We start from the raw sequence: 23,801 nt of genomic DNA on the forward strand, positions 1-23,801 counted from the left end.
CTTGCTCAGTCATGGGGCTTGTTGGGAAAGCTGATTGCCGCGGATCACTTCCATCGGCTTGCGTTCATGACCACCTGAGGACGGCGCTTTCGGCGCGGCGCCCAAGGCCAGTTGCGTGAACTGGAAGAGTTGGCTGTTGGCGTTATCCAGGTGCGCCGGCGCCTGCTGTTCACCGGCCCAGTATTTCGCCAGCCGCTGCTCTTCGCTGCTGCGCACGGCCAGACGCAAGGTGCCGACCTGGGTGGCGAGCATCATCCGGCTGAGCAATTGTTCAGGTACGGCCAGAACCACGGTGCGCGCAGCGATCCGGCGTTGATCCTGTTTGAGTTTGTCGTCGGCGCTGAGGGCCGGATTGGCGGGCTGGCCGTCGTTGGTCAGGCCGTATTGTTCACCCACGCCAAGCACGCGCATGGCCGGAACGACGATTTGCGCTGACTGCTGCAGATTGCTCGCATCCTGGCGCAGGTAGAGCAGCACATCGACATAGTCGCCGGGGAGCAGTTGCCCGGCAGCGCCAATCACTTCATCCACGGCCACCGTCAGAGCGCGCTCGTCGCTGTGGATCATCCGCGCCAGTGAGCCACCCGCCTCGAAGCTTTCATCGTTGAGCCAGGTGCCGGCGCTCAAATGCCGCCACGGGGTACGGCCCACTGCCTGATCAACACTGGCAAGGCTGCCGGCCGGCGCATTGCGCAATTTTTCCACGGTCACATCGGCAGCGGTCAGCGGAGTGAACGGCGGAACATCGTGCAACAACACGACCACGGGCTGACGGGTCTGATCTTCGGCGGCGGCGACGGTTTTTTCCACCACGACGGGCGAAGCGGCAGGCACCTGGGCAACCGGAGCCGGTTGCCGACTGAGCACCAGCCCCCAGTAACCGACGATGATTGCCCCCAGCAGCAGCACGGCTGCAAGGCCCATGGTGACGCGACTGTTCATGACGGCTCTCCCTTTCCTGCTGCACCGACAGCCTGTACTTCCTGCCGAGAGAATTTTTCGCGATCAGGCAGCTATGAACATGCAACGATTTCGCTATTTCCAAGCTAGCTGATACGAGCCAAAACGCCATTACTGACAGGAAAATAACTCACTAAAGTATGAGTCATGGCCAATTAACTGTAGGGATTGGCTCAATTAACAATCCGGTTAATCCTTTGTGATTAATCCGTTCTTACAGTTGTTGACCGGGGGTTTGTTGACAATGCTCTGATAGCACGGTGAAAGCATGCCGCTGTAGCGTTGGATCGGCGCCAGAGGCGCGAAGGAGTGGACGTATGTTTCGGATGATCATCGACTATCTACTGGCCAGGGCCAGGCTGCTGTGCAGAAGTGAAGAAGGTGCGTCGGCCATCGAATACGCGATCGTGGTGGCAATGGTGGCGGTGGTGGTCGTGGTGTTTGTGTCGCCCATCGGCGACAAGGTGCTGGCCATTTTCAACGTGGTGCTGACCAAGCTCGGTGGCACGGCACAAGTCAGAACGACGCCTTGATCAACATCCCTCCCGTCGTCCAGTGTCCAGGCCCATGCTGACCAGCAGCATCGCTCAGACACTGGCAAATCTTCGGATTTCACCAGTCCGATCACCCGCCGTTACGAAGGAGAATGTCAATGATCCTCGAATATCTGATATTGCGCCTGAGGTCGTTTCTGGCAAGTACAGAGGCTGCATCCGCCATCGAGTACGCCATCGTGGTGGCAATGGTAGCGGTCGTTGTGGTGGTGTTCATCACACCACTGGGCGCGAAAATCTTTGCGATTTTCAATAGCGTCCTGGTATCCCTCGGCGGCACCGCCCAGACCGCTCCGGTACAGACCCCCTGATGTGAGTCGCGCCCGGCGAATGTCGGGCTACACTCGATATCACTTTCAGCTTTTCAGGGACTGCCCATGACTGCTTCCTCACTCCCCCGCCAACAGTTGCTTCTGGTTGACGACGAAGAGGACGCGTTGCTTGAGCTGGCCGAGCTACTGGAGGGCGAGGGCTTTGTCTGCCACACCGCCACGTCGGTGAAACTCGCCCTGCATCACCTCACCCGTTTTCCGGATATCGCCCTGGTGATCACCGATCTGCGCATGCCGGAGGAGTCCGGCATGTCGCTGATCAAACGCCTGCGCGAGCACACTTCACGCGAGCATCTGCCAGTGATCGTCACGTCCGGACACGCCGACATGGAGGACGTCAGCGACATGCTGCGCCTGCAGGTTCTGGACCTGTTTCGCAAGCCGATCTACCACGTGCGGCTGCTGGAAACCCTGGACAATCTGTTCCCCAAACCCAAGACACAGGCCGGGTAATACAGGCGAAGGTTTTTTGGCAGAATTGACTGCCTGCCCGGGAAGGGGCAGGCAAACAGAATCAGTGTGCGGTTACACGCTGACGGGCGGCCGAAGCACTGGGTGAAAGGGCCAATGCCAACTGCGTGCGGTTGTGCATGTGGGTCAGGCGCAACACCTGGGAAACGTACAGTTTCACAGTGTTTTCAGTAATGCCCAACTCGCAGGCGATCTGATAGTTGGTCTGCCCTTTGCCCACCAGCCGCGCCACATCCAGTTGCCGTGGCGACAACTGATTGAAGATCGCCGGAATCTCCTGCTCGGCTTCGGCGCCGTCGCCACCGAGCATGTCTTTGACCACCGTCGCCGGATTACGCCGGACCTTGTCCAGGTCCTGGTAGAGGTCATCGATGGATTCGGAAAGAAACTGCAGCTTCTGGTTCAGGTGGCCCAACTGCACATTCTTGTGCCGCTCCTGCAGAGCCGCTTCCTGACGCTTCACGCCTTCAAGCAGTTCATCCAGCTCGATCGGCTTCTGATAGTAATCGGCGATCCCCGCGCGCAGGGCCTTGATCACGTCCTGTTTATCGGCGCGGCCGGTTAGCATGATCGCTTCGAACACCCGGTGTTTGCCGCAGATTCGTTGCAGTTCCTGCACCAGCTGAATGCCGTCCATGTCGGGCATGTGCAGATCGCTCAGCACCAGGCCGATTTCCGCGTCTTCGCTGAAACGCTCGATCGCCTGCGCACTGGATTCACACGGCACACAGCGGTACCCGCTGCTTTCGAGAAACTCGCACAACTCTTCGACGATCAACGGCTGATCATCGACCACGAGCACTTTTACCGCCGACGTAAGCTTGTTCACGAACCACTCCATTGCTCGGGCCAAAGCTGACTTTTTCTGCACTTTGGCAATGTAACGACTTCATTTGAAAGTAGACGCACTTTCCGACTATGTACATAGAACTAGTGGCACCTGGCGACTAATGGATCCAATGAATCGAAGCCAGTACGCCCAGCAGCACGAACGGTGCAAATGGCAGCTTCTTTGACGCTCCAGGCTCCATATATCGAAGATGTTCTCTAAGTCGTTGACTCATATGAAGCCAGACTCTTGGCGCAACAAGCAGCCAGAGCAGACTGGCGACGCCGGCGCCGATAAACGCACAAAGAATGAATAAACCGTTCGTCGCAAGGCCCATGGCTGTCATTAGTTTCACATCGCCGGCACCCATGCGCCCCATGAAGTACCCCGGCAAGGTCAACACAAAGGCGATCACGCCCGCCCACAGTCCCTGCTGCGCTTCGGCACCGAGCCAGGTCGAGCCAGTCACCAGCAGATAGATCAGCGCCAGAGCTCCCGCGCCGAATGTCAGTGCATTGGCGATACGCCGTTGTCGGGCATCCTGGGCGGCGCAAACCGCCAGCCAGATCAGGAGAACGAAACTCTGCATCCGGTTAAATCCCGTCCGATTTTGCTGATTGATTCTATGCTGATACTACGCAGTGAACGTCAGGGTAGACGCAGTCATGAAAACCGGCTTCGCAAAATCACAGGCAGGCGCAGTGGCGATCGAGTTCGCCCTGGTATTCGTGATTTTTTTCGCCGTGTTCTACGCGCTGGTCAGTTACAGCCTGCCGTTTGTATTGATGCAGACCTTCAACGAGGCGACATCCGAAGCGGTGCGCCGCAGCGTCGCAGTCGACCCCAACACGCCCGGTTATGCCTCCGTGGTGGTGAGCACTGCCAACACCGCTCTGACCCAGCAGTTGCAGTGGGTGCCACCCGCGCTGAACCTGGTGGTCGGTGTCGACACCTCGGCGGTGTATGACGCCACTCAAGGTACGCTGACGGTCAGAGTCGATTACCCCACCAGCAAGCTCAATCAGGTCATTCCATTTCTGGTGCTGCCGGGCGTGGGTGCCGTGCCGAGCCTGCCCGCCACCCTCTCCGCCGCGTCGAGCCTGAAATTTTGACCTCCGGCGACCATCTGTTCGGACGCCTGCTCAAACGTGCGCCGGCGCCCGCCAGTGAACTGCCCGACCACCTCGGCTCACCGCCGCTGGGTTTGCACCTGCACCTGGATCACGACGGCGGCGTACTGCAGATGGCCGGGCCGTTGCGTCATCTGTTGGCGCAACAGCCGCCCCATGATTCGCCGCTACCGTTGGCGGCTTATTTACTCGCCCACAGTACGCTGGCGATCGAAGGCCGCCCACAGGACTGGCAAGGGCAAATGCTCGACCTGGACTTCCCCGGGCTCAGTGACCAGACCCTGCATTTGCGCGGCTGGGTGCAGCCTTCGGCGGCGGGTTGGGTATTGCAACTGATGGACATCGGCGACCTGCTGCTGGAGCGCCAGCAATCGCGCCACCGCGAATCCTGTCAGGCCCTTGCCGGGCAGATCAGCGACCACCTGCGCACCTGCAGCCTGATGCGCCTGCCGGTGGTGCTCAGCGAGCAGTTGCAGGCCATCGCCCAGCGCTGGCGAATCCCGTGCCTGGCCATCGCCCTGCTCGACGAACAGGCACAGGGCTGGCAGATTTTTCAACACTATCGCGCCCACGATGCCCCCATGCTGTGGCAGGACGGCCAGCGTCTGGGCACGCCGCTCGACAGCCTCAACGGCAGTGCACCGCAGCGTCTCGGCGCGCATCACGGTTTGTTCGAACACTCGCGCGTTGCAGCGATCTTCGGCAACGCCGATGGTTTCGCCGTGCCCTACAGCGATGATCGTGGGGTGGCGGCATGGCTGCTCTGTGGTTTCTACACCGTGGACGTTGTCGCTCCACACCTGAGCGACCGCGACTGGATGTCACTGACCGGCGCGCTCGCCGGCCCGCTGCTCAGCCGTCTGCGGGATCAGCAACATCATCACTACACCGAGCGCCTCGAGTCGCTGCAAACCCTGCTGGGTACCGGCTGGTGGGAAATGCTCGGGGACGACGTGTTGCTGGCGCCGTCGCTGCTCGCTGCGCTGCCGGCGGACAGCGCTCGAATCTCGCTGCAAGACTGGCTGGCGCTGATTCATCCGGTCGACCGCGAAGAACTGCGCAGCCGTCTGCACGCCCTGCAACTGCACGGCGAAGCCCTGAGCCTGAGCGTTCGTCTGCACCGCAGCGAATCAGGACAAACACCGCTGTGGTATCGCGTGCAAGGTCAGGTCGCCGGCAGTGGTGAACAGCGGCGACTGGTAGGGTTCATGCTCGACATCAGCGACATCCGGAACCAGCAGCAGCGAGCCGAAGCTGCGCACGCGCGACTGGACAACCTGATCGCCAGTTCGCCAGCGGTGATTTATGTGCAGCGTTACGTCGAGGGCGCGCTACGTCCCGATTTCTTCAGCGCCAGTTTGCAGCCGCTGCTGGGCTGGACGCCGGACGAGGGCATTGGCACTGACTGGGTGCAATTGATTCATCCTGAAGATCGCGATCTGTATTTCGCCCGTACCCGCCAACTGCTGCGCGAAGGCTCGGTGCGCGCGCGCTTTCGTTTACGCGACGCGCGCGGCGAATACCACTGGCTGCTCGATGAAGCCAAGCTGCTGCGCAATGACCTGGGCCTGCCGGTCGAAGCCGTCGGCCTGTGGCTGGACGTCACCGAAGCGACCCTCGCCGCCGAACAGGTGAAACAGAGCGAAGAGCGCTACCGGATTCTGGTGGAAGACTCGCCGGCGATGATTTGCCGTTATCGTCCGGACCTGACCCTGACCTTCGGCAACCGGCCACTGGCGACTTATCTGGAATGCTCGCCGGAGCAATTGCCGGGGGTCGATCTGGGCAGCTGGATGTCCGACGAACAACGCGCCGCCTTCGTGCAACGCCTGGCGCTGCTGACTCCGGAGCTGCCGGTGAGCACTGCCGAAATCAGCCTGCAATTACCTGGGCGCGAACATGCCTGGTGGGTGTGGTCCGATCGCGGGGTGTTCGATGAACACGGGCGCCTGCTCGAAGTGCAGGCCGTGGGCCGCGACAACACCGAGGTGCGCCGCTCGCAACAGCAACTCACACAAAGCGCGAAAATGGCCACCCTCGGCGAAATGGCCACCGGCCTGGCCCACGAAATCAACCAGCCGCTGAACGTGATGCGCATGGCCATCGTCAACGTGCTCAAGCGTCTGGGCAATGGTGATGTGCAGATCGACTACCTGACCGACAAACTCAATCGCATCGACGCCCAGGTGCAGCGCGCGGCGAAAGTGGTCGATCACATGCGCGTGTTCGGCCGCCGCTCGGAGGTCGAGCAGCAACTGTTCAACCCGGCCTCGGCCATCGAAGGGACGCTGTCGTTGCTCGCCGAAGGCATGCGCGGCAAAGGTGTCGACCTGCGGATCAGCGAAACCGCTTTCAGCGTGCAGGTGCGCGGTTATGTCGATCAACTGGAACAGGTGCTGATCAACCTGATGGTCAATGCCCGCGATGCGCTGCTCGGCAAACGCGAGAAGGACGCGTCATTCAAACCCTGGATTTCGATTTACGCCGAGCGCGATGAAAGCAAGGTGCGGCTGTGGGTTGAGGACAACGGTGGCGGCATCGACCCACGTTTGCTGGAGCGGATTTTCGAACCGTTCTTCACCACCAAACCGGTGGGCGTCGGCACCGGGCTGGGGCTGTCGGTGAGCTACGGCATCATTGAAAACATGGGCGGCCATTTGAGCGTGCGCAACTCGCTGGAGGGCGCACGTTTCTGCATCGAGTTGCCGATAGCGCCGAACGTCTAGATCACCAGATAAGCCTTGCCGGTCTGGCCGCAGGTCATGTTGGCGCCGACGTCGACGTCCATCAGGTTGATGCCCAGGCTTTTCAGCAGGTTGTTGAGCAAGGGGTCGAGCAACGGGCTGACGAGGTTGGTAATCAGTGGCTGCAAAATCGCCGTGACATCACTGATCAGGCTGGCCACGCCAGTGACGATGGCGCCCAGTGGATTGCTGCCCTGCGGTTTGTAAACGATCAGATTGATCCCCGCCAACGTGTTCGCCAGGCTGTTGACGATATTGCTCGACGGCGCCGCCGAGATCACGCTTGGCGGCAGTTTGAGGTTGGCCGGCGTGGCGAACGGCGTGCTGCTGGAATACAGCAGATCCTGAGCGTTTTGCGCGACACTGGTGTTGACCATGATCGCAATACCGCCCGCCCCGTACTGCACGTGGGTGCTCTCGTCGCAACTGCCAATGCCGAGAATCTTGTGGCAAGTCACGGTGCCAAGATCGACCAGTGGCAACGGTGTGACCGTCGGTTCGGCGAGCGAGGAAAAGGCATTGGTCGGGTCGATCTTGCCGACCTTGAGGTCCGCGATCGAGGTGAGGGTATGGGCGGTCAGACTTTTCGTGCCCGCAGTGCCCGGGCCTGCCGGGCAGCTGTAGTCGGTGACGTAGCTGACCGCCCCACCGGCATCCAGGGCGATGTCGATTTGCGGCGATGGCAACAGCAGCGGATCAAGCTGTTCGCAACCGGCACCCAGCAGACAACCGACCGAGTTGAGGGTCGCCACCAGATTCAGACTCAACAGCGCATTGAGGGTCGGGGTCAAAGTACCGACCAGCCCCAATACGGCGTTGGTCAACCCGGTCACCCCGGTCAGCACCGGCAGATTCACCGAGAGCAGCGTGCGAATCTGCGCCGTGCGCACATAAATCCGGTCCGGCCCCAACGGATTGGCCTTGGCCCGCGCCGGATCGCCAATGGCCGAGAACTGCGGCGGCTCGATCACCTTGACCCGCACCGTGACATTCGCCAGCCCCAGCACGCTGATCGGCAAGGTCGCCGCCACCGCGCTTTTGCTGTTGGCCAGTTGCACCACGCCCTGAATCAATTGCAGCAGTTGCAGGTTGGCATCCAGCCCGGCCGCTGTAGTGCCGGTCTGCAACTGCAGAATGTCGCCGAGCTTGACCGGTGCCGCGTTGATCGCCGCAACCTGCAATTGCCCCAGCGCAGTGATCACCGTGGCGGTCGCGCCATTGAGCTGCACCACCGTCGCGGCCGCCTGAATCAGTTGGGTGACGGTGGCCTGGGTATTGAGCAGTTGCGTGTAATTACCGGCAGCGACGTTGAGGTTGATTGCCAGTTGGTTGAGGTAGTTGAGCAGGTTGATGTCGGTATTGAGCAGACCATCCCAGCCCAGTGCCGTGAGGTTGACGTTGCCGCCGAGCAGCCCGGAGAACAGCGGATTGAGGATGTTCGATTGTGCAGTGTTGATGCTCGCAAGGTTGCTGCGGATGTTCAGTTGCGCAACCGTCGGTGTCGGCTGGGCGGCGACAGCCGAAGCATTCAGCGTGGTGTTCAGACTGACCGCTGAGCCCGTGAACAGCGCTTGTACCCCACCGGCAAAACTGGTGGTCACCGTGCGACTGGCAGCGACTTTCACCGCCGTCGACTGCGTCGCATCGGCAGTGAACGCGCGCAGTCCGGTGGCGGCGGTCTGTACGCTGCCGCAAGTGGTCACCAGCGTGTTGTTGCCATCGACGATGTAGCCATTGCGCACGGCGCTTTGCCCGGCGTAAGTAGCGGCGCTGAGACCGGACTGGCAGTTGCCGCCGCGACTGACGGCTTCCAGCGCGGCACTGTCGACCACCCGCTGCAACTTGCGCTGCTCCATGTACAGCCGACCGGTGTCGACCACCAACAGCATCAACACCAGCGCCAGACTGAGGGACGCAGCCGCCATCAAGCCGATCGCCCCGCGTTGCCGGGCCTTGCCATTGAACTGCGTACGAGGCGACATGGCGCACTCCTTTGCTGGCGCGTTGCCGAGCGCAACCTCCGATGGTGGGTTTGAGTGTAGACGCCGCTAATGGCAACGCGCCATTTGGTGCCGCACAAAACCCTGCAGACCTCGCCTGCTCGCGAATGCGCGGTGTCATTCAACATGGATGTGGCTGACACGCCGTCTTCGCGAGCAAGCTCGCTCCCACAGGGGATTTGTGGCGGGGCAAAAAAACGGGAGCCTCTTGGGCTCCCGTTTTTTTTACAGCGCACTAGCGCGGTGGATAGTTGGCCAATATCCGGCTGACGGTTTCGCGCACCGCGTTGCTGCGATCCTGCGGATTCGGCGTGCTGCTGAGCATCTGCTCGTCGCTGCCGCGCCATACCAGTTTGCCGTCCTTGCCATCGAGCAGGTCGATCTGGATGGTCGCCACCTTGTAGGTGATGTTGCGGGTTTCGTTGTACATCGGCGCGCCCCAGTAACCGTTCCACGGGCCGCCCCAACCGCCGCCGTAGTTGGTGGTCACTTGCTGCTGACGGTCTTCGACAATCAGGTAGGTCTGCACACTCAGGTCACCCTTGGCCCCCGCTGCGGCGGGACGCAAACCGCGCTGGTCGAGCTGATCGCTGACGGCCTGGCGGATGCGTTGCTCGGTCAGGTCGCTTTTGATCCGTGGGTCATCCGGGCGATATTGCAGCGCGGGCTCTTTCCAGCTCCAACTGCGATAAGCAGCGAAGTCGCGGCTGGCGTCGAAGTCATGGTTGACCTGATTGGCGGCGCAGGCACTGAGCAGCGCGGCCATGGCCAATAAAGCGAGACGGCGGAACATGATTTTTCTCCGGTTGAAGGCCTGAACCTGCGAAGCGTTCTCATATGAAGTCTAGCTCGGCGGATAGGCCGACAGGGCTTTTTCCAGCGCCTCGCGAATGGCGTCGGTGCGCACCAGTTGGCTGCCCTGGTTGGCGGTTTCGGCGCTGGCGCTCCACACCGGTTGCCCGGTGCCGGCATCGAACAGATTGACCTGCACCACCACGACCTGCTCCTGATAGGTGCGAACAATCGGCACGCTGTTGTACATGCCGTAACCGTGTCCGTAGCGATCATAGCCACCGTATCCGCCGTAGTAGCCGTAGTCGTCCTGCACCTGACGCAAGCGGGTTTCCAGACGCAGGTTGGCGCTGACCAACAGGTCGGCCGGACGGTTGTCGTGCAACGGCCGCAATCCGCGCTGATCCAGCGCATTGCTCACCGCTTCGGCCACTTGCGCCGAGTCGGCCCAGGCCGTGCCCGGCGGCAACTGGCCGTTGAGCCAGGCCCAACTGCGATAGCGCCCGTAATCGCGCGGCGGTGCCGGATAAGCACTGCGATCAAAGGTATTGGCCGCTTGCGGTGGTGCCGGCGGCAACGGCCGTGACTGCGCGACGTACGGGTTGGTGCCCTGGCAGGCGGCCAGCCCCAGGCAGATCAGCAATAAACCGGATTGAGCTTTCATGCGGTGCTCCGATCAGATCGGCCGGCAGATCCAGTGCAAGTAACGCCCAAGCCCGGCGAAGCTTGGGTGGCGACGGTGAGCGAGCTCCATCTCCAGCAAATCCACGAGTTCGGCGCGGGCCTGGAATTCCACGGGCATGTAGTCGTGAAAAACCCGGATCCCGCTCTGGGTTTCGACCTGCCACAACCCTTCGAGTTGCGTTGCCAGCTCCCGCGGATCAAGCGGCTGCTGCGGAGTCAGGCTCTGCTTTTCACCGGCCATGGTGTTTTTGCGCATTTTCTTGAAATGGCCTTTGAGCAGGTTGCGATAAATCAGCGCATCCCGGTTGTAGAACGCCAGCGACAGCCAGCCACCGGGACTGGTCAGCTGATGCAGCACCGGCAGGATCGCATGGGGTTCGGCCAGCCATTCGAGTACGGCGTGGCAGATCACCAGATCGTAGGGTTCGGTGAGCTGACCGAGCAGTTCCTGCCACGGTGCCTGGATGAACGTCGCGCTCTGCCCGGCTTCGGCGAAGCGCTGGCGGGCCCCTTCGAGCATCGGTTCGGCCGGTTCGGTGAAGGTCACTTGATGGCCACGCTCGGCCAGCCACAGCGACATGTGGCCCAGCCCGCCACCGATGTCCAGCACGCGCAACGGCCGGTCCGGCAACGCTTCGGCCAGGTCGGCCTGCAACACCGCCAGGCGAATCGCGCCTTTGGCGCCACCGTAGATTTTTTCGGCGAAACGGGTCGCCAACTGATCGAAATGCCGATCGCTCATCAGCTGAACCGCCGTTCGCTGTCGGCGAGCTTGCTGCGCACCACTTCATTCATATCCAGCCCCAACTCGCTGCACAACAGCAACAGATACAGGACGATGTCGCCGACTTCCTGCCCGGCATGCGCCAGTTTGTCCGCCGGCAACTGGCGTGACTGGTCTTCGGTCAGCCACTGGAAAATCTCCACCAGCTCGGACATTTCCACGCTGGCGGCCATGGCGAGGTTTTTCGGGCTGTGAAATTGTCGCCAGTCATTACGGTCGCGGATGGCGTGCAGGCGTTCGGTCAGTTCAACAAGGTTCATCGGGTTCTCCTGAAGGCGTATAGCTTCGGGGGGATGTCGGCTGAACGCAAGCGGCCATGGTGTGCATTTGTGGGAGCGAGCCTGCTCGCGAGAGCGGTGTCTCATTCAAACCATCAATTCTTTGCACCACCGCATTCGCGAGCAGGCTCGCTCCCACACAGGACTGAGACAAACCCTCTATAGTTGCAGGGAACTCGGCCACCCGCGTTGTGGCCCAAGGCTCAGCTCTTTCATCAGGATGCACACATGCAGGTAGAAAGCTTTTTCGAATGGCTCGGCCAGGCGCTCGGTTCGATCATCCGCTTCATCGTCGATGGCCTCAGCGGCCTGTTCAACATACTGAGCAACGCTGGCGGCAATTTTGTCGATGGCCTGGCGAAGACACTGGGCATGGACACCTCGATCATCAGCATCCTCGCGCTGATTGTCGGCCTGATGCTGCTGTGGTCGGCGATTCGCGCGTTCATGAATGCGTCGATCATTGCCGGGATCATCTGGTTGCTGTTGGGGTTGTGGCTGTTGAGCTGGATCATCCATTAACCCTCGTGGGAGCGAGCCTGCTCGCGAAGGCGTCAGATCAGCCAAAACGGCTCTGAATGACACAGCGCTTTCGCAATCAGGCTCGCTCCCACATTGGTTTGTATCGCAGGCCGCATGAGTCGCTACAATCCCCGCTCCCCCAAGGAGCCCGCATGTCCAACCTGATTGCCGACTGGCGCGACCGTCTGACTCACCGCAAGGTCTGGGCGCTCGCCGCGCCGATGATTCTTTCGAATATTTCCGTACCGCTGGTGGCGCTGGTCGACAGCACCGTCATCGGCCACCTGCCCCACGCCCATCAGTTGGGCGCAGTGGCGGTCGGCGCCAGCCTCTACACCTTTCTCGCCTGGGCCATGGGCTTTCTGCGCATGGGCACCACCGGGTTTGCCGCCCAAGCCGCCGGGCGCAGCGATGGCGCGGCGTTGCGGCAGATTCTGTTGCAGGGTTTGCTGCTGGCGCTGGGACTGGCAATCGTGCTCGGCACGCTCGGCGTGCCGTTGAGCGGCGTGGCCCTGCACTTCATGCAGCCGTCGGCGGAGCTTGATCAACTGACCCGCGAATTCTTCCACACCCGGTTATTCGGGCTGCCCGCAGCGCTGGCCAGTTACGCCCTGGTCGGCTGGTTCCTCGGCACTCAGAACGCCCGGGCGCCGCTGGCGATTCTGCTGAGCACCAACCTGATCAACATCGCTTTGAACCTGTGGTTCGTGATTGGCCTGGAATGGGGCGTGGTCGGCTCGGCCCGGGCTTCGGTGATTGCCGAGTGGAGCGGTGCCCTGCTTGGCCTGTGGCTGACCCGTGACGCCTTGCGCGCCTATCCCGGGCGCATCGCCTGGGCAGCGCTGAAAGTGTGGCAGAGCTGGCGCCCGTTGCTGGCGGTCAACCGCGACATTTTCATCCGCAGCCTGGCGCTGCAATCGGTGTTCTTCCTGATCACCGTGCAAGGCGCGCGTTTGGGCGATGCCACGGTGGCGGCCAATGCCCTGCTGCTCAACGGCCTGCTGCTGACCGCCCATGCGCTGGACGGTCTGGCGCATGCGGTCGAAGCCTTGTGCGGGCACGCGATCGGCGCCCGCGATCGCCTCGCCCTGCGCCGCTCATTGGTGGTGGCCGGCGGCTGGTCGTTGTTGGCCAGCCTCGGATTTGCCGCGCTGTTTCTGCTGGCCGGGCATTTGTTCATCGAAATGCAGACCGATATCCAGAGCGTGCGCGACACCGCGTTCATCTATCTGCCGTATCTGGCGGTGTTGCCGCTGATTGCGGTCTGGAGCTATTTGCTCGACGGCCTGTTCATCGGCGCCACCCGCGCCCGGGAAATGCGCAATGGCATGCTGCTGACCGTCGCCCTGCTGCTGCCGTTTGCCTGGGCGCTACAAGGCTTGGGCAATCACGGGCTGTGGATAACATTCCTGCTGTTCATGGTCTTGCGCAGCCTGACGCTCGGCGTATTTGCCCTGTGGCTGCGCCGCGATGACGGCTGGTTCAGCGGTGCCGCTCACTGAACCGGCGTATGTTTGACGAACGCGACGACCTGCTCAAGCACCGGCGCCAGGCGCCGAAGCGGCCGCGACAGGCTCGCCACCAGCGTCACATGACTGGGGCGCGAATAGTACAGATCCTGCACCGGCACACCGGCCTCGCGCAGTTTGCGCGCGAGGCCGGCGGTGTTGCGCGTCGGGTTGACCAGATTATCTTTGGTCGCAGCGATCAGCAGCGCCGGAGGCTCGCCCTGCCGGACATGGTTGATCGGCTGCGATTGCGGCGGTGAGTCAGGCCAGAAGAATACTGGGCGCACATCGGCATTCTTGATCGGCAGAAAATCGTACGGCCCGGCCAGGCCAATCCAGCCGCTGAGGTCTTTCGACGACATGCCCACCGCACCGAGCAGCGCAGGGTCGAGCGCCAGCATCGCCGCATTGTAGGCCCCGGAACTGTGGCCCATCAGGAACAGGCGTTGCGGGTTGCCGGAGAACTCGCGGATATGCGCCCGGGTCCAGGCCACTGCCCGTGCCGAGTCTTCAAGAAACAGCGGATAGCGCACTTGCGGGTACAGCCGATAGTCCGCCAGCACCGCGACGATCCCCCGCGACGCAAGCGCCTCGCCGACAAAGGCGTAATCGCCGCGATCACCGCTGTTCCAGCTGCCACCGTAGAAAAACACCACCACCGGCGCGCCCTCCAGTGGCTGGCGTGGCACGTAGACGTCGAGTTTCTGTCGCGGATCGTCGCCATAGGCAATGCCCGCCGTTCGCTGGAACGTGTCATCGGGTGTCAGCGCATTGAGCACCTTGACCGGCGAACACCCCGACAGCATCAGCAGCAGGCACCCGCCGAGGATTGAACCAAACCGTTGCCACAGCGGGTTTGTCATGGGTGCCACACCTCAAGATTGATCGTTCTGCCAGTGCCGCCGCACATGGTCGAGCCGTGCCTGCTGGCTCAGCCCGTCCGGCACGTCCGGCAGTTGCGCCCGGGGATGCTGCAAGCGTAGCCATAACCAGCCATCCAGCACCGTGCGGTCGCTGAAACCCAGGCTCAGGCCCTCCTGCACATGGGAGGCCATCCGTGCGTAGTCGGTTCCCATGGATTGGCACCAGCGCCAGATGTGTTGTTCCAGCAGACAGTTTTGCAAGCGTTCGCGCTGGCGCCGGGTCAGGCTTTCGTCGACGCTCAGCGGCTCGACCACCCATTGCGGATTGCGCAGTTGCTGCCAGCCCTCACTGCCAATGGCGAGGTCAGCCCAGGTACCACCGAACCAGCGCAGCAGTTGGATCGGCCCGAGCCAGCGGCTCAGGTCGGCGGCATCACAGGCATCGAAGAAGTAACTGGCCGTCTGCCGGTTGTAGTAACCGAGCAAGGCGCGATGATTGAGCCCGAACGAGACGGTCAGCATCCGTCGCAAGTGACTCAGAAGAACCTGCCACGAGGCATCGCTCGCGATCAGCAGACCACGCCAGGTCTGCGGATCACGGTGACACAGCGCCGCCAGTGCCGGGCACTCGTGCAGGTCGACCAGCAGCGGCCCGAGTTCGCTTACCGCCTGAAATTCGGTGCCCTCGAACAGCCGCGTGCAATGGACTGCGGCGAACCCCTGACGCAACGTCGTCAGCGCCTGCTGCGCATCGGCGCCATCGAGCAGCAGCCACTGTGTCTGCGGGGTGAATGGCGCGCCGCTCAAGTGGCGCCGCCCTGTCCCAGCGACGCGACCAGCCGGCAACTGCAGATTGCCGCCGTGCAGTGGTTATAACTGCCACCGCCGGGCACCAGACACAACAGCAACAGCGGTTCGGCGGACATCAACCACCGCGCCAGACCTGCGCTCGGCAGAACGTCCGGCAGCACCGGAGGCTCCTGGTAGTCTTCGATCAGGGTCGGTTCCTGCAACACACCACTGATCACCGGCTGGTCCGGATCGCCCTCAAGAAAACTCACCACCACCTCGACGCCCTCGTCCAACGCTGCCGGCGACGTCTCGCTCAACGCCGCAGAAAGGGGCAGCCAGCAGTGGCTGGCAGCAGCGCCTTCCCCCTGATAGAGCCAGTCAAACTGCACCGCTACCGACCGCCATTCGTCAGGTTGGGGCTCTGCGACGCTCACCACCCAGGCCCGTTGCAGACTGTGCATGCGCGGTGGTGTGGCAGGGCTCGTCGGCGGGGCAAGAGGCGCCTGGGCCGAGGCAAGAATCCGGTTGCTGTACGGCGGTTCGCTGGCCGGATCAGCACGATGCTCGATCCGGTTCAGCAGCCAGCGGCGGTTGCACTCGGCAAACGGATGTTCGCTCAGTGCCAGCCACCGCGCACTGCGCAAGGTTGGCAGATCACTATGGCCGTGGGCTTTGCCGGGCCGAGCCAAACGCTCCTGCACATCGCTGGCATCCACTTGCATCTGCCAGCGCCGGACGCTCGGCGAGTTCGCGTCATCATCCACAGATGCCCCGTCAGCCAGCGGAAACCTTGCGGGATCATCAACGAAGACCAGGCAGTGCCCGTCAGGCCGATGCTCGAAGTAGTAGTGAATTCGCGCCTGCGCGCACAGCCGCTGCACGAACTGCAGGTCCGACTCGCGGTATTGGGTGCAAAACGTGCGTACCGGGTATTCGCCGTGCAAATCAAAACGCCGTTGCGCGCCAGCGATACCGTGCTCCTTGAGGACCTGTGCGAGGATCTGCGGCACACACTGGCTGCTGAAAATGCGCTGACTGAAACGCAGCGCCAGACAACTCAACTTCGGTCCCAGCGTCACTCGGCACAACCGCACCCCCGCCTCGTGCTCATGCTGCACGACGCTCTGCAATTGCCCGCTCAGGCCATTGTGCCTGGGGCCGAAATGCAGGAATGCCGAGCGGTACAGCAGACCGGCCAGGTCCAGTTGCGGGTCATCGATCAACAGGTCGATGTCAAACGCAAAAGGTTCGCTGATGCCCTCACTGCCGGTAAAGGCCAGCACCTCGAAGGGGTCGGGCAGCCCCGTTACATCGAGACGAAACGACGGCTCGTTGACTGATTCGAACATGGGCGGATCTCTACAGGAGGGGCGGCCGGGGATTCTCGCCGAGAGACATGGCCGAGTAGAGAGCTGAAGTACAACTTAGGAAATGACCTACGCGAAAAGCAGACGGGATCACTTCACCGGCTGTGGCAGGCAGTTATTTCGCGGGAAATTTGGGAGATGTCCCACCGGGTCATCCGAATTTTCCACCGCTTTCGTGGAAATTTCAGACAACCCGGTGCAACAGCATCTGTCTCAGGAAGACAGGTAGGAGGAGCGGGTCAGACCCAGACGCAAGGCATCGAGGAACTGCGTGCGTTCGCTGGCACTGATGCGGGCACTGGCGCACTTGTCACGGTAGTGGGTCATCAGTTCTTCCGGCGACAAGTGCACGTAGCGCAGCATGTCTTCGATGGTGTCGTGGGTCTCGATACCGGCGTGGTACACGCTGCCATCGGCGTTCTGATAGATGTTCACCGAGTCGGTGTCACCGAACAGGTTGTGCATGTCGCCGAGAATTTCCTGATAGGCGCCGACCAGGAACACCCCCAGCAGATAGTCTTCACCTTCGTTCAGACCGTGTACCGGCAGGCTGGTCTCGATGCTCTGCTCGTCGACGTACTGGTTGATTTTGCCGTCGGAGTCGCACGTCAGGTCTTGCAGCACGGCACGACGCAACGGCTCTTCGTCCAGACGATGCAGCGGGATGATCGGCAGCACCTGATCAATCGCCCAAGTGTCCGGCAGGCTCTGGAACACCGAGAAGTTGCAGATGTACTTGTCGGCCAGCTTGTCGTTGAGTTCGTCGAGCACCTGACGGTGCGAACGCTGACGGGCTTTCAACGAGTTATGCAGGCGACGGCACACCGCGAAGTAGCACTGCTCGGCCAGGGCTTTTTCAGCCAGGGTCAGTTTGCCGTCGGCGTACTGCGAAGCCACGTCGCTCATGTAGTGCGTCGCGCGCCAGTAGGTCTCGGTGACCATTTCGATGTCGGTCGGGCCGAGCAGGTCAACCAGCCACTGCACGGTTTCCGGCAGTGCTTCCTTGTTTTCGATCTGTGGCACGTCGTCGTTGTGCTTCTCGACGTCGGTCACTTGCACCACCAGCATCGCGTGGTGTGCGGTCAGCGAGCGGCCGCTTTCGGAGAAGATGTGCGGATGCGGCAGGCTCTGCGCGTCGCAGAATTCCTTGAGCATGCCGACCACGACACCGGCGTAATCGTCCATGTCGTAGTTGATCGAACTGGCATTGCGCGAGTGGGTACCGTCGTAGTCGACACCCAGACCGCCGCCGACATCGATGTGATCGACCGGCAGGCCAAGGTTGCGCAGCTCGCCGTAGTAACGGATGGCTTCCTTGAAACCGTGCTGGTAGTCAGCCAGGTTGGCGATCTGCGAACCCATGTGGAAGTGCAGCAGGCGAATGCCCTGATCCAGGCCCGCGGCGCGGAAACGCTCGACCACCGACAGCAGTTGCGCCGCCGACAGACCGAACTTGGATTTCTCGCCACCGGTGTCCGCCCACTTCGAGGACGCCAGCGACGACAGGCGCACGCGCAGGCCGACCTGTGGCTTGACCTTGAGCGAGGCCGCTTCTTCGATCACCAGGCCGACTTCGGATTCTTTCTCGATCACGATGAACACGTTGTGGCCGAGTTTCTGGCCCATCAGCGCCAGACGGATGAACTCGCGGTCCTTGTAACCGTTGCAGACGATGGTGCCGCCCTTCGGCGCCAGCGCCAGCACCGCCAGCAGCTCAGGCTTGGAGCCGGCTTCCAGACCGATGGAAACGTTCTGGGTGGCAATGATGTTCTCGATCACCGCTTCCTGCTGGTTGACCTTGATCGGGTACAGCGCGGTGTACTTGCTCTGGTATTCCAGGCGCTCGATGTTCGAGTCGAAAGCACCGGTCAGCTGACGGACGCGGTCTTGCAGGATGTCGGGGAAACGTACCAGCAACGGCAGGGACAAGCCGCTCTTGCGCAGTTGGTCGACTTGTTCGAACAGGTCGATAGGCGAACTGCTCGGGCCGTTCGGACGAACTTCGACGCGACCGGCGTCATTGATCGCGAAATACCCGGCCCCCCAATGGCGAATCCCGTAAACACTGCGGCTGTCCGCAACTGTCCATTGGCTGCCATCGTCTTTGCGTGTGCGTCGTACGGACATCGAAGTCCCCTATAAAGAAGTCATAGTGCGTCGCCTGATCGCAGGCCGGCGCAGTCTAAAGAATGAAAATGACGGTTCGTCAGCGCGGCGGTAGACCGCGCTGACCGCGTGTAGTTTAGAAACCGGTATGAACAGGCTCTGTGAAAACCATGGAGACGACGCCGGATCTGAACTGCTTCAGTGCCGGATCAAGCCGCGGGTGGTTTTCACAGAGGCTGCTAGCCGCCGGACTTCTTCGCTTTGAAACCGTGCTTGATCAGCTCTGCCAAGAGTAGCTCGACATGATCGCCCTGGATTTCGATGACCCCGTCCTTCAACGCCCCACCGGTGCCGCAACGTTTCTTCAACGTTGTCGCCAGCTCCTTGAGGGCGTCTTCGGCCAGTGGCACGCCGGTGATGGTGGTCACCGTCTTGCCGCCACGGCCCTTGCTCTCGCGACGCACGCGGGCAATGCCGTCCCCGGCCGGGATTACGGTTTGTTTGCAGATACAGGCGTCCACCGGTTTGCTGCATTCCGGGCAATGACGACCTGCGTCGGTGGAAAATACCAGGCCGCCCAGGGCGGCGAAGGATGCGGCTTTTTTGGCCACCGGCAATCCTCTTGGGAGGACAAAGACTGATCGCGACCTTGGGCAAGGTCATCGACCGCGAAGCCCCACTCAGGCAGGGGCAGCGCTACTGCACCGTACGCTTGAACAAAAGCAGGTCGGTGCAGCTTGAAAAGGTCGCGCAGTGTAACGGCAAAAAGCGCAATTGCTAAGAGCCAATCGGCGCCAATTTATGTGTTCTTTGCGACGTCGCTTTGCTGCGCCTTCAGATAGCGCTTCAACGCGGCCAGAGAGTCCGGACAGTAAGGCTTTTGCTCGATTTCCAGCAGCACCTGTTCGACCGGAATGAAGCGTGCTTCCAGCACTTCTTCCGGCTGCAGCTTCAGCGGGCCGTCCCACACCGCGGAAAACGCCGAGCACCACAGGCGATTGCCGGTGTCCTCGAAGAAGAAATGATCGTGGGCCGTCAGTTCCACCCCGCTCACCCCCAATTCCTCTTCCAGCTCGCGGGCCGCCGATTCGGCGTAGGTCTCATCGGCCTGGACCATGCCGCCGGCCGCCACGTCCCAGTAACCGGGATAGATCGCCTTGCTCAAGGTGCGCCGATGCACGCAAAGCTCACCGGCACTGTTGAACAGCATGATGTAAGTGCCGCGACCGATCAGCCCACGCTCACGCAGATCGGCCCGCACCAGGGCGCCGAGCAGGTTGTCCTGCTCGTCGACCCAGGCGATCTGTTCAGCATCGGAGGCGGCGCGATGGGCCGCCTCTTTGGCGCTCTCGTCCATGACTCAGCCCTGATTGAGCAGTTGACGCAGATCGATCACGGCGGCGTTGGCCCGGGAGATGTAGTTGGCCATGACCAGCGAGTGGTTGGCCAGCACGCCGAAGCCGCTGCCGTTGAGAATCATCGGGCTCCAGACCGGCTCCTGCGAGGCTTCCAGCTCACGAATGATCTGGCGCACGCTGACCGTGGCGTTCTTCTTCGCCAGGACATCGGCGAAATCGACTTCGATGGCGCGCAGCAGGTGCGACAGCGCCCAGGCCTGACCGCGTGCTTCATAGAACACGTTGTCGATCTGCATCCACGGAGTCTCGACCACTTCTTCGTCAACCTGCGGCACTTCGCCCACCGCTGGCACTTCGGTTTTCAGTGCGGTGTTGAGCTTCACCCGGCCAACACTGGCCGACAGACGTTGCGACAGCGAACCCAGGCGAGTGCCGACATCGCCCAGCCAGTTGTTCAGGTTGTCGGCGCGGGCGTAGAACAAGGCGTTTTTCTGCGTTGGATCAGACAGACGCGCCTGATAACGGCTCAGGGAGTTGATGCCTTCCTGATATTCCGATTCGCTCGACGGCAGGATCCAGCTCTTGTTGTCGAAGTTGAAACGCGGTTCGGCCTTGGCCAGATCGGCGTCCTCGGCCGACTGCGACTGCGAACGGGCGAAGTCTTTGCGCAGGGCCCGGGTCAGGTCACGCACCTGCACCAGCACGCCGTATTCCCAGCTCGGCGTGTTGTCCATCCACAGGCCTGGCGGGAAGCGGTCGTTGGAAATGTAGCCACCCGGCTTGTTCAGCAGAGTGCCGGCAACGGTCTTGAGGGTTTCGACCGTGGTGTAGCCGACCACCATTTGCTTGCCTTCTTTCTCGGCAGCAGCCTGGGCATTTTGTGCCACCGGGAACAGCGCGGGCTCCTGGCTCCAGTACCAGCCCAGGCCAATGGTGACCAGCAGATAAATGCCGATCAGCGTGGCCAGCGCGCGGCTGAACAGCAGCCCGCCCACGTAGCTGCGGGTGGCCGACTTCGGTTCAGCGGCACGTTCAGGCGCGCTGCCCGCGCGGTTCTTCCAGTCCAGCATGGCGATATCCTTTCAATCACTTGGGTTCAACGGTTCGACCACAACCATACAACAACGTGCCAAGGCCGGGCACCCGCCATCGAAGAGAAGCAGAAAATCCACGGAGAGCGCGACCTCAAGCTGCGAACTTTCTAAGGGTTTCCCTGATGCATCGTCCACGCTAAAAGTCGGCACGCCGTCGTCAAGGATCAATCCAAATCTGCACCATAGCGGTGTTCCCAAAGATTTTTTCGCTGACCAAGCAGCCCGACGCGCCCGGTTTCAGGGGACTTCATCGACGAACGGGTCGAATCCAGCACCAACTGGTCAGAAACTGAATTGTGCAGCACCGCAGATTATTGACGCACGACACTCATATAAGGGAAAAGAGGTGCTAGCATAGAGCCACCAGTCGATCTCAGCATGCGCCCTAACTAGTAGTCAGGATATGACCGAGCCAGAAGACCCCAGCCGTGAGCGCCTCAAGCACCACTTTGCCCAGCGGGTAATTCATCAGGCACGTCAGATTCTTGAGATATGGCAGCGCCTGCAACGCAGTGAGTGGTCCACTGCCGACCTCGCCGAACTGAGCGAAGCGAACTTGCGCCTGCTGCGTTTTGCCGAGCGCTTCGAGCAGCCCGAGCACACGCAACTCGCGCGGCATATCGGCCAGTCGCTGGAAGCGGTGGATGCCAATCGCGGCCGCCTGAGCAGTGGCCTGATTACTGACCTCAATCGCTTGATGCAACGCCTGTCGCGCACTGGCCTGCGCCATGGCGATCAACTCGACCAGACCTTCCTGCCGCCGCTGCGCAAACCGATCTACGTGATGCTGCAGGATCACGACCGCGCCGAACGCCTGGCCAAGCAGCTGGAATTCTTCGGACTGACCGCACAGGCGCTGGACAGTGTCGCCGCATTTCGCTCCTCGATGGTCGAGCGCTTGCCGGCGGCAATCGTCATGGACGTGGACTTCAGCGGCGCTGGTGTCGGCTTGCAACTGGCCGCCGAAGCCCAGACAGGTCTGGAAGAACCACTGCCGCTGCTGTTCTTCAGCCTGCATGAAACCGACACCCCGACCCGCCTCGCTGCCGTCCGCGCCGGCGGCCAGGAATTTCTCACCGGCACCCTCGAAGCGTCGAGCCTGCTGGAAAAGATCGAAGTCCTGACCTGCGTCGCCCAGTACGAACCTTATAAAGTGCTGATCATCGACGACTCTCGCGCCCAGGCCTTGCACACCGAACGCCTGCTCAACAGCGCTGGAATCGTCACGCGCACCCTGATCGAACCGATCCAGGCGATGGCCGAACTGGCGGACTTCCAGCCGGACCTGATCATCCTCGACATGTACATGCCGGCCTGCACCGGCACCGAACTGGCCAAGGTGATTCGCCACAACGACCGTTACGTCAGCGTGCCGATCATCTATTTGTCCGCCGAGGACGATCTGGACAAGCAGCTCGACGCGATGAGCGAGGGGGGCGACGACTTCCTGACCAAGCCGATCAAGCCGCGACATCTGATTACGACGGTGCGCAACCGCGCCGCCCGTGCGCGCAATCTCAAGGCACGCATGGTCCGCGACAGCCTCACCGGCCTGTACAACCACACGCACATCCTGCAATTGCTCGAAGACTGCTCGTTCCGCGCCCGGCGCGAGAACAAGCCGCTGAGCTTTGCAATGCTCGACATCGACCACTTCAAACGGGTCAACGACAGCCACGGTCACCCGATGGGCGACCGAGTGATCAAAAGCCTGGCGCTGTTCCTCAAGCAACGCTTGCGCAAGACCGACTTCATCGGCCGTTACGGCGGCGAAGAATTCGCCATCGTCATGCCCGACACTGATATAGAAGCCGCGCACAAAGTGCTCGACGAGATCCGCCAGCGCTTTGCCGAAATCCACTATCCGGCGCAGCCGCAGGATTTGTGGTGCACCTTCAGCGCCGGCGTGGTGGAAATGCACGAAGACTCCGACAGCCTGATGATGGCCAGCCAGGCCGACGAAGCGCTGTACCGCGCCAAGGGCGCCGGACGCAATCGGGTGCAGACTGCGCGCGACTCAAAGCAAAGTGCCACCTTTTCATCGGAATCCACCGATTCGGTCATAACCCTGTAACAGAACCGCAATAAATTCAGGCGCTTACCATTTCTGCCGTTGGTAGCCGTCATGCGCCTGAAGTTGCTCACCAATCTCAACACCCTGCTGCTGGTCGCCGTCTGCGTGGCCCTCGGCGCGACGCTGTGGTGGTCGCAAAAAGCCCTGGAGCGTCCGTATCTGTTGATGGAGCGCTACCTCGGCCTGTCGCAGCAATTTCAGAATGACGTGGCGCGCAATGTCGAGGACTACCTCGCCAGCGGCGATGCCCTGCGCCTGAGCAGTGCCAGCCAGGCCATCGATGGCTTGCAGAAGGAGCTCGGTGAACTGCCGCCGACGCTGGCCGAGACCCTGCGCCCGAGCCTGTCGAGCCTGGAAGCATTCAGCAAAACCGACCTGCTCGCCGCCGGCAAACTGGCCGGTGATCCGCAGGCACTGCTGCTGCAAGCCGAACGCGAACTGAGCGCCAGCCTCGATCAACTCAGCACCTACGCCAATGGCAACGCGACGTACCTGACGCCGCTGCTCGTCGCTTCGCAGCACTTGGGCAAGCTGTCGCTGGCCCGCGACAAACTGGTCA

Annotated in this window: 23 protein-coding genes; 8 read left to right on the forward strand and 15 right to left on the reverse strand. The window is 61.6% G+C overall.

Annotated elements, in window-relative coordinates:
- Positions 1-9 precede the first annotated feature (9 nt).
- A complete protein-coding gene (gene cpaB, locus ACM6HV_RS11030; RefSeq protein WP_414904197.1) occupies positions 10-942 on the reverse strand; it encodes a Flp pilus assembly protein CpaB in 933 nt (310 codons plus the stop codon).
- A 335-nt stretch (positions 943-1,277) separates the two neighbouring features.
- Between cpaB and ACM6HV_RS11035 the strand changes: the two genes are divergently transcribed.
- The 3 genes from ACM6HV_RS11035 (at position 1,278) to ACM6HV_RS11045 (ending at position 2,299) form a co-directional block, all read left to right on the forward strand.
- Positions 1,278-1,493, forward strand: coding sequence for a Flp family type IVb pilin (locus tag ACM6HV_RS11035; RefSeq protein ID WP_371260371.1), 216 nt, complete (start codon positions 1,278-1,280; stop codon positions 1,491-1,493).
- A gap of 119 nt (positions 1,494-1,612) precedes the next feature.
- Positions 1,613-1,825: a Flp family type IVb pilin gene (locus ACM6HV_RS11040; protein WP_041068032.1), complete on the forward strand. Its 213-nt coding sequence runs from the start codon at positions 1,613-1,615 to the stop codon at positions 1,823-1,825.
- 66 nt (positions 1,826-1,891) lie between these two features.
- Entirely contained in the window at positions 1,892-2,299 is a 408-nt protein-coding gene (locus ACM6HV_RS11045; protein WP_121183537.1) for a response regulator, read from the forward strand.
- Positions 2,300-2,360: 61 nt separating this feature from the next.
- On the opposite strand, the gene ACM6HV_RS11050 is transcribed toward ACM6HV_RS11045, so the two are convergent.
- Both ACM6HV_RS11050 and ACM6HV_RS11055 read right to left on the reverse strand, forming a co-directional pair.
- Entirely contained in the window at positions 2,361-3,146 is a 786-nt protein-coding gene (locus ACM6HV_RS11050) for a response regulator (protein WP_414904198.1), read from the reverse strand.
- A gap of 118 nt (positions 3,147-3,264) precedes the next feature.
- Entirely contained in the window at positions 3,265-3,735 is a 471-nt protein-coding gene (locus ACM6HV_RS11055; RefSeq protein ID WP_414904199.1) for an A24 family peptidase, read from the reverse strand.
- Between the two features lie 76 nt (positions 3,736-3,811).
- Here ACM6HV_RS11055 and ACM6HV_RS11060 point away from each other — a divergent pair, with 76 nt between their 5' ends.
- Positions 3,812-4,258: a TadE/TadG family type IV pilus assembly protein gene (locus ACM6HV_RS11060; RefSeq protein ID WP_047291066.1), complete on the forward strand. Its 447-nt coding sequence runs from the start codon at positions 3,812-3,814 to the stop codon at positions 4,256-4,258.
- Positions 4,255-7,002: a PAS domain-containing protein gene (locus ACM6HV_RS11065; protein WP_414904200.1), complete on the forward strand. Its 2,748-nt coding sequence runs from the start codon at positions 4,255-4,257 to the stop codon at positions 7,000-7,002. Before ACM6HV_RS11060 ends, ACM6HV_RS11065 begins: the two co-directional genes overlap by 4 nt.
- Here the strand turns inward: ACM6HV_RS11065 and ACM6HV_RS11070 are convergent.
- From ACM6HV_RS11070 to ACM6HV_RS11090, 5 genes are all read right to left on the reverse strand, one after another.
- Positions 6,999-9,002 (reverse strand): pilus assembly protein TadG-related protein, encoded by a 2,004-nt coding sequence (locus ACM6HV_RS11070; RefSeq protein WP_414904201.1) that lies wholly within the window; start codon positions 9,000-9,002, stop codon positions 6,999-7,001. The two genes, ACM6HV_RS11065 and ACM6HV_RS11070, sit on opposite strands and share 4 nt — an antisense overlap.
- 253 nt (positions 9,003-9,255) lie before the next feature.
- A complete protein-coding gene (locus ACM6HV_RS11075; protein ID WP_007963018.1) occupies positions 9,256-9,813 on the reverse strand; it encodes a DUF4136 domain-containing protein in 558 nt (185 codons plus the stop codon).
- A 51-nt stretch (positions 9,814-9,864) separates the two neighbouring features.
- Positions 9,865-10,476 (reverse strand): DUF4136 domain-containing protein, encoded by a 612-nt coding sequence (locus ACM6HV_RS11080; RefSeq protein ID WP_414904202.1) that lies wholly within the window; start codon positions 10,474-10,476, stop codon positions 9,865-9,867.
- 12 nt (positions 10,477-10,488) lie between these two features.
- Positions 10,489-11,238 carry a methyltransferase gene (locus ACM6HV_RS11085; protein ID WP_041068058.1) on the reverse strand — a complete coding sequence of 250 codons (750 nt, stop codon included), beginning with the start codon at positions 11,236-11,238 and terminating at the stop codon, positions 10,489-10,491.
- Positions 11,238-11,540, reverse strand: coding sequence for a MazG-like family protein (locus ACM6HV_RS11090; protein WP_007951009.1), 303 nt, complete (start codon positions 11,538-11,540; stop codon positions 11,238-11,240). Before ACM6HV_RS11090 ends, ACM6HV_RS11085 begins: the two co-directional genes overlap by 1 nt.
- 246 nt (positions 11,541-11,786) lie before the next feature.
- Here ACM6HV_RS11090 and ACM6HV_RS11095 point away from each other — a divergent pair, with 246 nt between their 5' ends.
- Together ACM6HV_RS11095 and ACM6HV_RS11100 are read left to right on the forward strand one after the other, a co-directional pair.
- Positions 11,787-12,080 (forward strand): hypothetical protein, encoded by a 294-nt coding sequence (locus tag ACM6HV_RS11095; RefSeq protein WP_007963021.1) that lies wholly within the window; start codon positions 11,787-11,789, stop codon positions 12,078-12,080.
- A gap of 152 nt (positions 12,081-12,232) precedes the next feature.
- A complete protein-coding gene (locus tag ACM6HV_RS11100; protein WP_414904203.1) occupies positions 12,233-13,582 on the forward strand; it encodes an MATE family efflux transporter in 1,350 nt (449 codons plus the stop codon).
- Here ACM6HV_RS11100 and ACM6HV_RS11105 read toward each other — a convergent pair.
- The 7 genes from ACM6HV_RS11105 to ACM6HV_RS11135 form a co-directional block, all read right to left on the reverse strand.
- Entirely contained in the window at positions 13,576-14,451 is an 876-nt protein-coding gene (locus tag ACM6HV_RS11105) for an alpha/beta hydrolase (RefSeq protein ID WP_414904204.1), read from the reverse strand. The genes ACM6HV_RS11100 and ACM6HV_RS11105 overlap by 7 nt on opposite strands.
- A gap of 12 nt (positions 14,452-14,463) precedes the next feature.
- Positions 14,464-15,258 carry a DUF4123 domain-containing protein gene (locus ACM6HV_RS11110; protein ID WP_414904205.1) on the reverse strand — a complete coding sequence of 265 codons (795 nt, stop codon included), beginning with the start codon at positions 15,256-15,258 and terminating at the stop codon, positions 14,464-14,466.
- Positions 15,255-16,592: a type VI secretion system Vgr family protein gene (locus ACM6HV_RS11115; protein ID WP_414904206.1), complete on the reverse strand. Its 1,338-nt coding sequence runs from the start codon at positions 16,590-16,592 to the stop codon at positions 15,255-15,257. Before ACM6HV_RS11115 ends, ACM6HV_RS11110 begins: the two co-directional genes overlap by 4 nt.
- Positions 16,593-16,823: 231 nt before the next feature.
- On the reverse strand, positions 16,824-18,737 hold the full coding sequence (gene speA / locus ACM6HV_RS11120; RefSeq protein WP_007963030.1) for an arginine decarboxylase: 1,914 nt from the start codon (positions 18,735-18,737) through the stop codon (positions 16,824-16,826).
- Positions 18,738-18,955: 218 nt separating this feature from the next.
- The gene (locus tag ACM6HV_RS11125) at positions 18,956-19,327 is read right to left on the reverse strand and encodes a translation initiation factor Sui1 (RefSeq protein WP_041068080.1); all 372 of its coding nucleotides are present in this window, start codon (positions 19,325-19,327) and stop codon (positions 18,956-18,958) included.
- 188 nt (positions 19,328-19,515) lie between these two features.
- Positions 19,516-20,073, reverse strand: a complete 558-nt coding sequence (locus tag ACM6HV_RS11130) for an NUDIX hydrolase (RefSeq protein ID WP_047291057.1) — start codon at positions 20,071-20,073, stop codon at positions 19,516-19,518.
- 3 nt (positions 20,074-20,076) lie between these two features.
- Positions 20,077-21,144, reverse strand: a complete 1,068-nt coding sequence (locus ACM6HV_RS11135) for a DUF2333 family protein (protein ID WP_007963034.1) — start codon at positions 21,142-21,144, stop codon at positions 20,077-20,079.
- Between the two features lie 427 nt (positions 21,145-21,571).
- Here ACM6HV_RS11135 and gcbA point away from each other — a divergent pair, with 427 nt between their 5' ends.
- Complete coding sequence (gene gcbA / locus ACM6HV_RS11140; RefSeq protein WP_198758537.1) at positions 21,572-23,242, forward strand: diguanylate cyclase GcbA; 1,671 nt, start codon at positions 21,572-21,574, stop codon at positions 23,240-23,242.
- Positions 23,243-23,801 lie beyond the last annotated feature (559 nt).

This window comes from Pseudomonas sp. IT-P260, assembly GCF_949768395.1.
GTDB classification, from domain to species: domain Bacteria; phylum Pseudomonadota; class Gammaproteobacteria; order Pseudomonadales; family Pseudomonadaceae; genus Aquipseudomonas; species Aquipseudomonas parakoreensis.

What these genes read in the sequence shown, in the direction of transcription:
- ACM6HV_RS11070 (WP_414904201.1), bottom strand. Translation starts at nt 9,002, where the DNA reads ATGTCGCCTCGTACGCAGTTCAATGGCAAGGCCCGGCAACGCGGGGCG.
- ACM6HV_RS11100 (WP_414904203.1), top strand. Translation starts at nt 12,233, where the DNA reads ATGTCCAACCTGATTGCCGACTGGCGCGACCGTCTGACTCACCGCAAG.
- ACM6HV_RS11085 (WP_041068058.1), bottom strand. Translation starts at nt 11,238, where the DNA reads ATGAGCGATCGGCATTTCGATCAGTTGGCGACCCGTTTCGCCGAAAAA.
- ACM6HV_RS11040 (WP_041068032.1), top strand. Translation starts at nt 1,613, where the DNA reads ATGATCCTCGAATATCTGATATTGCGCCTGAGGTCGTTTCTGGCAAGT.
- ACM6HV_RS11080 (WP_414904202.1), bottom strand. Translation starts at nt 10,476, where the DNA reads ATGAAAGCTCAATCCGGTTTATTGCTGATCTGCCTGGGGCTGGCCGCC.
- ACM6HV_RS11090 (WP_007951009.1), bottom strand. Translation starts at nt 11,540, where the DNA reads ATGAACCTTGTTGAACTGACCGAACGCCTGCACGCCATCCGCGACCGT.
- ACM6HV_RS11130 (WP_047291057.1), bottom strand. Translation starts at nt 20,073, where the DNA reads ATGGACGAGAGCGCCAAAGAGGCGGCCCATCGCGCCGCCTCCGATGCT.
- ACM6HV_RS11075 (WP_007963018.1), bottom strand. Translation starts at nt 9,813, where the DNA reads ATGTTCCGCCGTCTCGCTTTATTGGCCATGGCCGCGCTGCTCAGTGCC.
- cpaB (WP_414904197.1), bottom strand. Translation starts at nt 942, where the DNA reads ATGAACAGTCGCGTCACCATGGGCCTTGCAGCCGTGCTGCTGCTGGGG.
- speA (WP_007963030.1), bottom strand. Translation starts at nt 18,737, where the DNA reads ATGTCCGTACGACGCACACGCAAAGACGATGGCAGCCAATGGACAGTT.
- ACM6HV_RS11055 (WP_414904199.1), bottom strand. Translation starts at nt 3,735, where the DNA reads ATGCAGAGTTTCGTTCTCCTGATCTGGCTGGCGGTTTGCGCCGCCCAG.
- gcbA (WP_198758537.1), top strand. Translation starts at nt 21,572, where the DNA reads ATGACCGAGCCAGAAGACCCCAGCCGTGAGCGCCTCAAGCACCACTTT.
- ACM6HV_RS11115 (WP_414904206.1), bottom strand. Translation starts at nt 16,592, where the DNA reads ATGTTCGAATCAGTCAACGAGCCGTCGTTTCGTCTCGATGTAACGGGG.
- ACM6HV_RS11060 (WP_047291066.1), top strand. Translation starts at nt 3,812, where the DNA reads ATGAAAACCGGCTTCGCAAAATCACAGGCAGGCGCAGTGGCGATCGAG.
- ACM6HV_RS11045 (WP_121183537.1), top strand. Translation starts at nt 1,892, where the DNA reads ATGACTGCTTCCTCACTCCCCCGCCAACAGTTGCTTCTGGTTGACGAC.
- ACM6HV_RS11095 (WP_007963021.1), top strand. Translation starts at nt 11,787, where the DNA reads ATGCAGGTAGAAAGCTTTTTCGAATGGCTCGGCCAGGCGCTCGGTTCG.
- ACM6HV_RS11035 (WP_371260371.1), top strand. Translation starts at nt 1,278, where the DNA reads ATGTTTCGGATGATCATCGACTATCTACTGGCCAGGGCCAGGCTGCTG.
- ACM6HV_RS11135 (WP_007963034.1), bottom strand. Translation starts at nt 21,144, where the DNA reads ATGCTGGACTGGAAGAACCGCGCGGGCAGCGCGCCTGAACGTGCCGCT.
- ACM6HV_RS11105 (WP_414904204.1), bottom strand. Translation starts at nt 14,451, where the DNA reads ATGACAAACCCGCTGTGGCAACGGTTTGGTTCAATCCTCGGCGGGTGC.